At 74.3% G+C, this 11,793-nt stretch carries 8 protein-coding genes; 5 read left to right on the top strand and 3 right to left on the bottom strand.

Annotation, left to right across the window (positions count from 1 at the left end; translation table 11 throughout):
- Both ABTY15_RS25535 and ABTY15_RS25530 read right to left on the bottom strand, forming a co-directional pair.
- The coding region (locus tag ABTY15_RS25535; protein WP_350599809.1) for a hypothetical protein at positions 1-285 on the bottom strand (285 nt) is incomplete at its 3' end.
- Positions 286-580: 295 nt separating this feature from the next.
- The gene (locus ABTY15_RS25530; protein ID WP_350599806.1) at positions 581-1,915 is read right to left on the bottom strand and encodes an aminotransferase-like domain-containing protein; all 1,335 of its coding nucleotides are present in this window, start codon (positions 1,913-1,915) and stop codon (positions 581-583) included.
- Positions 1,916-2,046: 131 nt separating this feature from the next.
- On the opposite strand from ABTY15_RS25530, the gene ABTY15_RS25525 reads away from it, so the two are divergent.
- Positions 2,047-2,838, top strand: a complete 792-nt coding sequence (locus ABTY15_RS25525; RefSeq protein ID WP_350599803.1) for a crotonase/enoyl-CoA hydratase family protein — start codon at positions 2,047-2,049, stop codon at positions 2,836-2,838.
- Positions 2,839-2,850: 12 nt separating this feature from the next.
- Here the strand turns inward: ABTY15_RS25525 and ABTY15_RS25520 are convergent, their stop codons facing one another.
- Positions 2,851-4,506 (bottom strand): alpha/beta hydrolase, encoded by a 1,656-nt coding sequence (locus ABTY15_RS25520; RefSeq protein ID WP_350599800.1) that lies wholly within the window; start codon positions 4,504-4,506, stop codon positions 2,851-2,853.
- A 261-nt stretch (positions 4,507-4,767) separates the two neighbouring features.
- On the opposite strand from ABTY15_RS25520, the gene ABTY15_RS25515 reads away from it, so the two are divergent.
- The 4 genes from ABTY15_RS25515 to ABTY15_RS25500 all read left to right on the top strand — a co-directional run bounded on the left by ABTY15_RS25515 (position 4,768) and on the right by ABTY15_RS25500 (position 11,693).
- A complete protein-coding gene (locus ABTY15_RS25515; protein ID WP_350599799.1) occupies positions 4,768-5,586 on the top strand; it encodes an AfsR/SARP family transcriptional regulator in 819 nt (272 codons plus the stop codon).
- 93 nt (positions 5,587-5,679) lie between these two features.
- The gene (locus tag ABTY15_RS25510; RefSeq protein ID WP_350599797.1) at positions 5,680-6,468 is read left to right on the top strand and encodes an SDR family NAD(P)-dependent oxidoreductase; all 789 of its coding nucleotides are present in this window, start codon (positions 5,680-5,682) and stop codon (positions 6,466-6,468) included.
- Positions 6,469-6,570: 102 nt separating this feature from the next.
- The gene (locus tag ABTY15_RS25505; protein ID WP_350599793.1) at positions 6,571-8,982 is read left to right on the top strand and encodes a condensation domain-containing protein; all 2,412 of its coding nucleotides are present in this window, start codon (positions 6,571-6,573) and stop codon (positions 8,980-8,982) included.
- 299 nt (positions 8,983-9,281) lie between these two features.
- Positions 9,282-11,693, top strand: coding sequence for an RICIN domain-containing protein (locus ABTY15_RS25500; protein WP_350599791.1), 2,412 nt, complete (start codon positions 9,282-9,284; stop codon positions 11,691-11,693).
- Positions 11,694-11,793 lie beyond the last annotated feature (100 nt).

The following is an 11,793-nucleotide window of genomic DNA, read 5'->3' as shown; positions in this document are numbered from 1 at the left end:
CGCCGACAACCGCTCCGCCACCCGCCGCCCCGTCTTCCCCGTCCCCCCGACCACCAGCACCACACCCGCATCCACCGGCAGAACCCCAGCACCCGCAGCAACCACGATGACCACCTCATTCAGAGAAACGGAGGAAACCCGAGGAACCGGACCGCCGGAGAGGTCCGGCCGGTCCGACGCGATCCGTGGGCCGCGGCCGATCCGCGGGCCCGACGGTTCGTCGTCATGGCACCCATCAAATCCCCCCGCGAGCCGGCGAACCATAGCCACTGCACTCACGTCCATGCGCGAGCGTCTACACCGCCGCCCACCAGCGGTATCCGCCGGTGACCGCCTGTCCACGGGGCTGCACCCCCGGCTCCCCCGCCATCCACGACAACACACCCCCATCCGGCCCGAAAGCCCTTTCCACCGCGTCTCGACCCGCCCTCCACCGGGGCGGAATTCCGGCCCGGAAATGCGGATGCGGGCGGCAAAAAGGAAAGGGAGGGGGGAATGGAAAGGGAGGAAGGAAATCGGGCCGGAAAGCACGGCAGGCCGCGACCCGCCGTAGGGCCCGGCCGACGAGCGCTGCCGGGCCCTACGGCGGGATGGCCTCGATGGCCGTGCGGAGCCGCCGGAGGGCGGGCGCCAGCTCGGCGCGGGGTGGGGTGGCCAGGGCGAGTCGGAGGGCCTGGGGGTGGTACGGGCCGGTGGCGAAGGCGTCGGCGGTGGAGACCAGGATGCCCTCGCCGGCCAGGACGGCCGCGACGTGGTCGGGGCGCTGGTGCGGCGCGAGGCCGAGCCAGAGCAGGTAGGAGGCCGGGTGGGCGGTGATGTCCAGGCCGGCCAGTTCGGTGCGGGCGATGTCCTGCCGGGCAGCGGCGTCGGCGCGGCGGTCGCGTTCCAGGCGGGTGACGGTGCCGTCGGCGAGCCAGCCGGTGGCGAGCGCGGTGACCAGGCCGGGGGCGCCCCAGGCGGCGGCCCGCAGGCTGGCGGTGGCGGCCTTGAGCAGCCTGGTGGGCAGCACGGCGAAGCCGAACCGCAGGCCGGGGGCGAGGTTCTTCGAGAGCCCGGCGAGGTAACAGGTGCGGTCGGGTGCGAGGGCGTGCAGGGGCGGGGGCGGCGCCGCCTCCAGGAAGGCGTACGTCCCGTCCTCGACGAGCAGGCAGTCGTGGACCCGGGCGAGGTCGGCCAGGCGGTCCCGCTGGGGCCGGTCGAGCACCCAGCCGAGCGGGTTGTGGACGGTCGGCATGGTGTAGACGGCGCGGACCGGGCGGGCCCGGCAGAGCCGGTCGAGCGCGTCCAGGTCGGGGCCGGCCGGGGTGACCGGGACGGGTGCCAGGTCGAGGCCGTGGGCGGCGGCGAGCAGTTTGACGCCGGGGTAGCTGAGCGCGTCGACGGCGAGGACGTCGCCGGGCCGGGTGAGGGTGCGCAGCACGCAGTCCAATGCCTGCTGGGCTCCGCTGGTCAGCAGGACGTTCTCCGGTGCCGTGTCGATCCCGCGCGTCAGCAGGTAGGTGGCCACCACCGCACGGTCGTGCCGGTGTCCGCCGGGCGGCTGTTGGCGCAGCAGCGCCTCGACGTCGCCGGAGGCCGCCAGGGCGCGCAGGGCCTGGCGCAGCTGGTCGCCCTGGCCGGGGGCCAGCGGCTGGTTGAAGGAGAGGTCGGCGATCCGGGGCACCGGGAGCGCCCGCGAGGGCTCGATCCCGTCGAAGCCGGAGCGGGTGCGGACGAAGGTGCCGCGGCCCCGCTCGCCCACCACCAGGCCGGCGGCGGCCAGTTCGGCGTAGACGCGGGTGGCGGTGGCCAGCGCGATCCGGTGCCGGCGGGCGAGGGCGCGGTGGGTGAGGAGCCGGGTGCCGGCTGGGAGTTCGCCGGAGCGGATCGCGGCGGCGAGCTCGTCGACGACGGCCTTGTAGGCGGGCGGGCGCATGCGGCTCCAGGGCGTCGGGGCTGCCGCCGCGGGAACCGGCCGCAGGTATATCCAGGACAATAAGTGGATCGTCCTGGATACCCCTCCTAGCCTCGCAGTTGTCCGCACCGAGGCACAAGGAGCACCCCGGCATGAGCGTCCGCACCGAACGGGACCGGCAGATCGTCACCCTCACCATCGACCGGGAGGCGAAGCTCAACGCGCTCGACTACCCGACGATCGACGCGCTGCTCGCGGCGCTCGACGGGATCGAGGCCGACGACTCCGTCCGCGCCGTCGTCCTGACCGGGGCCGGGGAGCGGGCGTTCAGCGCGGGCGCCGACATCCCCTCGTTGGCCGCGAGCATCGGCGGCGGGCCGGAGCGGGCGCTGCGGGAGTTCGTGCGGCGCGGCCACGCGCTCACCCGGCGGATCGAGGAGTTCCCGAAGCCGGTGATCGTGGCTGTCAACGGCCTGGCGTACGGCGGGGGTTGCGAGCTCACCGAGGCCGCGCCGCTGGCCCTGGCCGCCGAGCACGCGACCTTCGCCAAGCCGGAGATCACGCTGGGCTTCCCGCCGCCGTTCGGCGGCTCGCAGCGGCTGGCGCGCCACGTCGGCCGCAAGCGGGCGCTGGAGCTGATCCTGACCGGTGACCCTTTCCCGGCCGCCCGGGCGGCCGAGCTGGGCCTGGTCAACGCCGTCGTCCCGGCCGCCGAACTGCTGGACGCGGCACGGGACCTGGCGGACCGGATCGTCCGGCACGCCCCGACGGCGGTGGCGGCCTGCCTGCGGGCCGTCACCCGGGGGATCAACCTGCCGATCGACGAGGGGCTGGCCGTCGAGGCGGCCTGTTTCGCCGCGACCGTGCCCACCGAGGGGGTACGGGCCGGGCTGGCCCGCTTCCTCGACCGCTCGGCGGGGCGGGGAAGCGGGCCGGCCCGCTGAACGGGCAGGGGGTTACCGCAGGACGCCGTGCACGGCCTCCGGGTCCGTCGGCGCGAGCGGGCCGGCGCCGGTCCCGGTGCCGGCGGCCGCCGGGGCCCCGGCGGTCTTGGCGGTCGCGGCCGGCGGCGGGGTCACGTAGACCGGGGCGGGATCCGCCTCGGGCGCGCAGGTCTTGGCGATCCGTCCGTTGCCCTTGGGGAGGCTGCCGTCCCGCAGGTAGGCGGTGAAGGTGTCGTCCAGGCAGGCGTTGCCGTGGAACAGGATCTCGTGGAAGCTGCCGCCGGTCTGGACGACCAGCTTGGAGCCGGGCAGCGCGTCGTGCATGGCGAGCCCGCCCTCGTACGGGGTGGCGGCGTCCTCGGTGGCCTGGAAGAGCAGGACGGGCGGCAGGCCCTTGCCGGTGATCTTCAGCCGGCCGGCCGGGTTGCCCTGGTAGGGCCAGAACATGCAGGCGGCGTTGTACCACATGTTGTTGTAGGTGTAGAAGGGCGCGACCTCGTTGACCTTGGCCTGGTCCTTCTTCCAGACCTCCCAGTCGCGCGGCCAGGCGTTCTCGGTGCACTGCGCGGCGTTGTACGCGGGGAAGGTGCCGTCGTCGGCGCCGGGCGCGGCGTAGCGGTTGTAGGCGATGTTCAGCGGCCGGGTGTCGTGCTGGGTGACGTAGGCGGAGAGGACGGTGGCCATCCGGGGCCAGCGGAGGAAGTTGTAGCCGCCGCCGTAGAAGGTGTCCTCGAACTCGGCCGGGCCGATCTTGCCGGGCGCGGGCGCCGCGTCGACGGGGCTGGTCCGCAGCGCGGTCTCGACCTGGTCGTAGGCCTTCTTGACGGCGGCGGCGTCGGTGCCCAGGTGGTAGACGTTGTCGGCCTTGGCCGTCCAGGCGGCGAAGGCGTCGAAGCGGCGCTGGTGTTCCTTGTCCTGCAGGATGTTGTGGTCGTACCAGCTGATGGTCGGTCCGACGATGCTGTCCAGCACCATCCGCCGCACGTGCGAGGGGTAGAGCTGGCCGTAGGTGGAGCCCAGCGAGGTGCCCCAGGAGCCGCCGTAGAAGTTGATCTTCGGTGCGCCGAGCGCCCGGCGGATGCTCTCCATGTCGCGCGCGTTGTCCACGGTGGTCATGTGCGGCATCAGCCAGGACCAGTCGGCCGCGCAGTCGGCGGCGTAGCCGGCGGCCTTGGCCAGCCAGGCCTTGGACGTCCCCTGGCTCACCTGGTAGTCGGGGCGCTCGCCGTCGAAGTAGTGGGCGTCGCAGACGACATGGGGGTCGCTGCCGTTGGTGCCGCGCGGGTCGAAGCCGATCCAGTCGTAGGTCGAGGCGACGTCCTGCGGGATCTGGCCGGAGATGTAGGCGGGCATCCAGAGCCCGGAGTCGCCGGGACCGCCGGGGTTGAGCAGGATCGGGCCCTGCTGCTTGTCCTTGGGGGCAGTGGCGGGGAGGCGGTTCACCTTGATCTTGATCTTGCGGCCGTGCGGGTCGGCGTAGTCCACCGGCACCTCGAGCATCGCGCACTGGAGCGCGGGCGTGGCGGCGTCGTTACAGGAGCTCCAGACGAGCCTGCCCTGCCCGAGGTCCTCGGGGGCGGCGGCGTCGGGTTCGGTGGCGGAGGCGGAGGTGCCGCCGAGGGCGGCCACGGCCGCGACGGCCGCGAACAGGGCGATGACTTTTCTCATGGGGAGCATGATGTGATATGTGCAATGTCACATCTAGAGGGATCGCCAGACTTTACCAAGCTTTGACGGGAGCAGAGTTGGGGCCGCCACCTCCCGGCCACCCGCACCCGTCTCCCCACCAGAGCGCCCGGAACCGCGCTCGACGGGCACTCGAGGAATCCGGCCCCCACTTCCCGGCGCAACTAGGGTGCGACGCATCCGCCCGACCATCCCCTGGATCCGAACACCAGACCGAACCGCCTGCCCGAGAGGAGAACCGTCATGCACCTGAAGGTCCTCGGCCCCCTCACCGCCGACCTCAACGGCATCTCCGTCGTCCCCAGCGCCGCCAAGCAGCGCCAGATCCTCGCCCTCCTCGCGCTCTACCCGAACCGCATCCTGCCCACCGCCACCCTGATCGAGGAGATCTGGGGCGACAGTCCTCCCAGACAGGCCCTCACCACCATGCAGACGTACATCCTCCAGCTGCGCCGCCGGATCACCCAGGGGCTCGGGCCGACCCCGCACATCACCGCCAAGGACATCCTCACCACCCGGCACGGCGGGTACCAGCTCACCACCCACCCGGACAACCTCGACGTCCACACCTACAACCTGCTCACCACCCAGGGCCAGCACGCGTTCAACCACGGTCACGACCACCAGGCCGCCACGCACTTCCGGCAGGCCCTCGCGCTCTGGCACGGCCCCGCCCTCGTCGACGTCCGTCCCGGACCGATCCTCACCATCGAGATCATGCGCCTGGAGGAGAGCCGCCTGATCACCCTGGAGCGCCGGATCGACACCGACCTGCGCCTGGGCCGGCACAACGAGCTGATCCCCGAGCTCACCCACCTCACCCACCAGCACCCGCACCACGAGGGCCTGCACGCCCAGGCCATGGTCGCGCTCTACCGGGCCGGCCGGCAGACCAACGCCCTCACCGCCTACCGCCACCTGCGGCACCGGCTGACCACCGAACTCGGCATCCAGCCCTCCCCGCACCTCCAGCACCTGCACCACGCGATCCTCAACCTCGACCCCACCCTCAACACCCCGACCACGGCCCACCCGACCACCTACAACCTCTACTCGGCCTGAGGCCGAGCAGCACTCCGGCCACGGACCAGGGGCCGGAAACCCGAGCGCCCGTCCCGCCCTCTCCCAGAGGACCCGTCACCCACAGGACCCGCCATGACGACCGCACTCGAAAAGCCCCTCGCCCTGATCACCGGCGGCACCCGCGGAATCGGCCTCGCCATCGCCCGCGAACTCGGCAACCGTGGCCACCGCCTCTACATCTGCGCCCGCACCGCCCAGCACATCACCCAGGCGCTGGCCACCCTGCGCAGCGAGGGCCACGAGGCGGACGGCACCACCTGCGACGTGCGCGACCCCACCCAGGTCAGCGCGCTGATCCGGCGCGCGGTCGGCGAGCACGGCCCGATCACGGTGCTGGTCAACAACGCCGGCCGCACCGGCGGCGGGCCGACCGCCACCACCACGGACGACCTCTGGTACGACGTCATCGACACCAACCTGAACGCCGTCTTCCTGGTCACCCGGGAGACCCTCAAGCACGGGCGCATCACCAGCACCACCCACCCGAGGATCATCAACATCGCGTCCACGGCCGGGAAGCAGGCCGTCACCTTCGGCGCCCCGTACACCGCGAGCAAGCACGCCGTCATCGGCTTCACCAAGGCCCTCGCCAAGGAGCTCGCACCGACCGGCACCACCGTCAACGCCATCTGCCCGGGCTACGTGCACACCCCGCACACCACCCGGATCCACCACGAGTACGCGACCGCGTACAACACCACCCCGGAGACCATCCACCAGCACTTCCAGGCCCACATCCCGCTCGGCCGCTACACCACTCCCGAGGAGGTCGCCTCGCTGGCCGGCTACCTCACCACGCCGACCGCCGCCAGCATCACCGCGCAGGCACTGAACGTCTGCGGCGGCCTCGCCACCCAGTAGCGCTCCCCCCACCCTTACGACTCCCGCAGCTCCCATCGCCTCCGGCGCAGCCCCTGGCCGGCTCACGGGAAGGAACCGGGCTCCGGTGCCCGCTGATCAGCAATGACCAATCGTCGGTTCTCCAGCGCGCCCGTCACCCTGGTGGTGGCCGGCGCCACCCCGCCCGCGCCGTGCCTGCCCGCCAACCGTCCGCCGAGAAGGCTCGACGCGGGGGCCGTCAACGCCGCGCTGACCCGCGGCACGACCGGCCGCCGCCGGGTGACCCGGACCCCGCTGACCGAGAACCCGCAGCCGGACCGGGACCGACCGTCCGCAGAGGCCCAATCGCCCGGCCCGCTCCCGGAGTTCCTGCTGGTCGAGCTGCACCGGGTGTACGAGGCCGGGGTGCTGCGCGCCGCGCTGCGCACCGTCGCACCGGAGGCCGGGGCCGACGCCCTGTGGGAACGCACGGTGGACGGGCCGGACGGGCTCGACCGTCTCCTGGCCGAGCTCGGGCGGAGCCTGACCACGGGATCCCGGATGCGGGCGCTGCTGGTCGACGACCGCCGGGGCGGCCCGCGGCGGCTGTTCCTGGGGATCGCCGCCGGCCCCTCCGCCCGGGCCGTCCGCCTGGTGGCGGAGCTGCGCGAGGCGCTGGCCCAGCCCCCGGAGCCCGTCACGGTGCCGACCAGCGCGCTCCAGCGGGAGATGCTGCGCCAGGTGATCGGGCGCTCCGACCACGCCGGGCGGCACGTCGAGCAGCTGTCCTGGAACTGGCACGGGCCGCTGGACACCGAACGCTTCACCGCCGCCTGGCAGTCCGTGTTCGACCACGAGACGGTACTGCGCGCGGCCTTCGACTGGGACGAGCACGAGGGCGGCGACCCCTGGCTGGTGCTGCACGAGCACGCGGCCCCCGAGGTCGTCCGGCACCCGCACGGCACGGTCGGCTGGGACGAGCTCCTGGAGGCCGACCGGCTGCGCGGCTTCGACCTGCGCCGCCCGGCCCTGCTGCGCGCCACCCTGCTCGACTCCGGCCCGCACGACGACCCGGCCGACGACTCGGCCGACGGCCCGTCCGAGGGCCCGCACGACGGCGAGCAGACCGGCGCAGCGGACGACAGCCCCGCCACCCGGGTGCTGCTCACCTACCACCACGCCATGCTGGACGGCTGGAGCGTCCGGCTGCTGCTCCAGTCCTTCTACCGCGCCTACCTGACCGGCGGCGTGCTGCCCGGCGGCGAGCGCCGGCCCGACGTGCGCGACCACGCGCGCTGGCTGGACACCCAGGACCCGGAGGCCGCCCGGCAGTTCTGGGCCACCCGGGCCGCCGCCACCGCCGTCCTGCCGCTCACCCCGGACCCGGCCCGGCACGGCAGCGGCCGGGCCCGGCGCCGGCTCACCCCGTACGAGGCCGTCCGGCTGCGCGGCTGGGCGGCGGCCTGGGGCGCGGGCGAGAGCAGCGCGTTGCAGGCCGCCTGGGCCCTGCTGCTGTACCGCTCCGCGCTCTCCCGCGAGCAGCGCCGCCCGGCCCGGGCCGTGCGGGTCGGCTTCGCGGTGACCGTCTCCGGCCGGGGCATCCCGCTGGACGGCATCGGCCGGCTGCCCGGCGCGCTGCGCAACCCGCTGCCGATCACCGTCCGGGTGCACCCGAGCACGACCGTCCCGCAGCTGCTCGCGGCGCTGCGCGACGGGGTGCTCGACCTCGCCTCGTACGAGTGGGTCTCGCCCGGGCAGGCGCACCGCTGGAACGCCACCCCGCGCGGGCAGCGGCCGCACAGCCTGATCGTGCTGGAGCACCAGCCCTCCGCCCCGCACCACCTGCGGCTGGAGACCGACCTGGCCGCGCACGGCATCCACGTCGAGAGCCCCGTCCCGAACGGCACCTTCACCTCGTACCCGATCACCCTGGCCGCGCACTACGACGCGACGGGCGGGCTGGTGCTCACCACCACCCACGACCGCGCGCTGCTCGCCGACCGGGACGCCGCCGAACTGCTCAGCCAGAGCGCCCACCTGCTGCGCAGCTTCCCCGACCTGCCGAGCGGCCTGACCACCACCGAGGTGCTCCGCACCACCCTGGCCGGCCAGCCGGCGCCGGGCACCCCGGTGTCCGGCGGGGCAGCGGGCGACCCCGCCGACGCACCGGCGGTCCGGCTGGACGTGCTGCGCCGCGCCACCCGGCCGGGCGCCGGCTGGGTGCTGCTGCTGCCCCCGCCCGGCGCCCCGCACACCCGCTACCCCACCGCCGCGGACGCCTGGCCCGGCCCGCAGGCCCTCGCCGTCCTGCGCCCGGTCCTCGGCGACCCTCCGCCGGTCGCCTACCGCCCGCTGCTCACCCCGCTGCTGGAGTCCCGCACCCCGGTCGCCCTGGTCGCCCCGCCCGGCACCGGCCTCACCGCCTTCGAGATCGCCCGCCTCGGCTCACCCGCCCCGCCTCCCCTGGTGGTCCTCCTCCCGGACACCCCCGACCTCTCCACCCCCGACCTCTCCACCCTCGGCCACCTGCTCGCCCCCCACCTCGACCGCCCCTGACCCCCGGTCACCCGGCCGGGCCGGCGCCCGGTTCCGACGGTCGCGGTCTGCGCAGGACGTTGACGGGGCCCTGGCGAGGCGGTGAAATGGCACATGTCACCCGTCACTCGGCCTGCGCCGGGACGGGTGTCGGCCGTGCGCGGGGTCGTCCGAGTACCCATGCGGCGTCAACCGCCTTACCCCACGGAGGCGTTGGTGCCGTCCGGGTGAATCGGCGGCTGCTCGCGCGCGGCGTTTTTGAACGTTCAAACCCCTGCTCGGCCCCACCACCCCGCCCGCCCCGCGACAGGAGAGCCCGCATGCCGTCCACCCGTGCCCCGCGCCGCCGACCGCTGCGCGTCCTGCCCCCGGGGCTCGCCGTCCTGGCCGTCCTCGCCGTCCAGGTGTCCGGCACGCTCCCGGCCCGGGCGGCCGACCGGGCGGCCCTGACCGACGGCGGCAGTTACGTTCTCGGCTCGGCCCTGGACGGCAGCTGCCTGAGCCCGCGGTACGCCGCGACGCCCGCCGGCACCCCGGTCGTGCGGGCCGCCTGCCAGGGCCTGCTCAGCCAGCGCTGGCAGCTGCAAAGGGTCTCCGCCGACCCGGCCGCCGGCTACCGGCTGGTGGGCGCCGCGAGCGGACGCTGCCTCACCCTCACCCCGGCGAAGGGCCCGGCCCTCGCCGACTGCGGCGCCGCCCCCGACGACGAGCGGTTCGCCCTCTCCCCCGCGCCCGGCGGCACCTACACCCTCACGGCGCTGGGCACCGGCGCCTGCCTGACCGGCCGGCCCCAAGCGGACGCCACCGCCCTCGGCCGAGAGCACTGCTCCGCCCGGCCGGGCAACCGCTGGACGCTCACCCGCACCGAACCCCTGGTGTTCGCCAACCCCGGCTTCGAGCAGGGCACGGACGGCTGGACCCTCTCCCCGCACACCGGCGTCGCCGACAACTACCCGCACGGCGGCGCCCGCCTCGCCTACCTGGACGCGGGCCCGGGCTACCGGGTGAGCCAGCAGGTCACCGCCGTCACCGCCGGGAGCTACGACCTGTCCGCCTGGATCGCCACCGGCGGCGCCGGCGCCACCTTCTCGATCGCCGTCAACGGCACCGAGGCCGGTTCGCTGACCCTGCCCGAGCAGCCCGTGTACGCGAAGTACACGCTGCCCCGGGTGCGCGTCGCGGCCGGCGACCGGCTCACCGTCACCATCGGCTCCTCGCCCACCGGCTGGGTGAACGTGGACGACCTCGCCGTGGCGCCGTCCGCCCCGCGCAACCCGGTGATCAGCTCCTCCGACCCCGAAGTGGTCGCCCTCTTCGACTGGGCGAAGACCAAGGCCAACAGCTGGGTGCAGCAGGCCGGCAGCACCGGCGTGCTCGACATGGACGAGAACCACCCCGGCGGCAGCGGCACCACCACCTACGACACCACCTACTGGGCGGGCTACCCGTTCCGCTCCGCCTTCTACAGCCGCGACTTCGCCCACCAGCTGGTCGGCGCCCACCTGTTGGGCCTGGACGCCGAGAACAAGACCATGCTGCGCGGCTTCGCCGCCTCCGCCACCGAGGTGAACCGGCTCTACCCGGTCTGGGCGCTCAACTTCGACGCCCGCAGCTACGGCAGCATCGACTACCGCGGCCCGGCCAGCTTCGTCCGGGAGCTGCCCGCACCGTTCGAGCTGGTCGAGAAGGCCGGCGAGGCCTACCGGTGGACCGGCGACCGCGACTACGCCGACGACCCGGTGCTGAGCGGCTACGTCCGCAACACCCTGGGCCCGTTCATCGCCGGACACCCCGGCCCGGTGGACAACGGCGGCCTCCCGATCCCGCAGGCGACCAGCCGCAACATCTTCGCCGGGACGGCCAGTTACGCCGAGAACGCCACCAGCACCTACGCCGAGGCCGGGGACGCGCTCGGCGCGCAGTACCAGGCGTACCTGTCCGCCGCGACGCTGGCCGACGCCCGCGGCGACGGCGCCTCGGCGGCCGGCTACCGGCGGGCCGCCGAGGCGCTGCGCCAGTACGTCAACACCACCTGGAGCGTGGACCGGCAGCAACCCGGCGAGGTCGTGCACGGCTACGACACCACCGGCCGTCCGGTCACCGGCTGGGGCTACGAGTCGACCGTGCTGATGCCGGTCAAGCGCCTGCTGGACCCGGGCCCCAGCCGGGACGGCCTGCTCGCCGCCGTCGACGCCGCCGACGAAGGCCCGCAGCGCTCGGCGAACCTGGAGGCCTACACCTACCTGCCGGACGCGTTCTTCGCCAACCAGGACGGCGACACCGCGTGGAAATGGATGCGGCGGATCCACCAGGGCGTCGACCAGGTCCACGTGAGCGGGGCGATGCTGAACGGCGACTACCCCGAGGTGCCGTTCACCCTGCTCGCCCAGACCGTCCAGGGCCTGCTCGGCGTCGAGCCGGACGCCGCCGCGGGCGCGCTGACGACGGCCTCCCGGCTGCCCTCCTCGATGGACTGGCTCCAGGTCGCCGACATCCCGGTGGGCGCCGGTTCGGTGACCGTCCGGCACGACGGCCACCGCGCCAGCACGCTGACCAACACCGGCCGGGCGCCGCTGCGTTGGGAGGCCCGCTTCACCGGTGCGCACGCCGGGATCACCGTCGACGGCCACCCCCTGCCCGCCGTCGTCCGGACGGTCGACGGCACCACCTACACCTGCGCCACCGTCACGGTCGCCCCCGGCCGGACCGCCTCCGTCGCCGTCACCGGCTGACCCCCGCACGCCCGCGGTCGGCCGGCCCCCCAGCCGGCCGACCCGGGACGCACCACCCCTCCGTCCCCGGCCGGCCCGGCCAGCCCGACCGGCCGGGGAC

This window comes from Kitasatospora sp. NPDC097643 (genome assembly GCF_040302625.1).
Taxonomy (GTDB): Bacteria; Actinomycetota; Actinomycetes; order Streptomycetales; family Streptomycetaceae; genus Kitasatospora.
The sequence above is the reverse complement of the archived record's forward strand: the minus strand, read 5'-3'. Positions and strand labels throughout refer to the sequence as shown.

Excerpts from the sequence above, each read along its gene's own strand:
- ABTY15_RS25515 (WP_350599799.1), top strand. The coding sequence starts at position 4,768 with ATGCACCTGAAGGTCCTCGGCCCCCTCACCGCCGACCTCAACGGCATC.
- ABTY15_RS25510 (WP_350599797.1), top strand. The coding sequence starts at position 5,680 with ATGACGACCGCACTCGAAAAGCCCCTCGCCCTGATCACCGGCGGCACC.
- ABTY15_RS25525 (WP_350599803.1), top strand. The coding sequence starts at position 2,047 with ATGAGCGTCCGCACCGAACGGGACCGGCAGATCGTCACCCTCACCATC.
- ABTY15_RS25500 (WP_350599791.1), top strand. The coding sequence starts at position 9,282 with ATGCCGTCCACCCGTGCCCCGCGCCGCCGACCGCTGCGCGTCCTGCCC.
- ABTY15_RS25520 (WP_350599800.1), bottom strand. The coding sequence starts at position 4,506 with ATGAGAAAAGTCATCGCCCTGTTCGCGGCCGTCGCGGCCGTGGCCGCC.
- ABTY15_RS25505 (WP_350599793.1), top strand. The coding sequence starts at position 6,571 with ATGACCAATCGTCGGTTCTCCAGCGCGCCCGTCACCCTGGTGGTGGCC.
- ABTY15_RS25530 (WP_350599806.1), bottom strand. The coding sequence starts at position 1,915 with ATGCGCCCGCCCGCCTACAAGGCCGTCGTCGACGAGCTCGCCGCCGCG.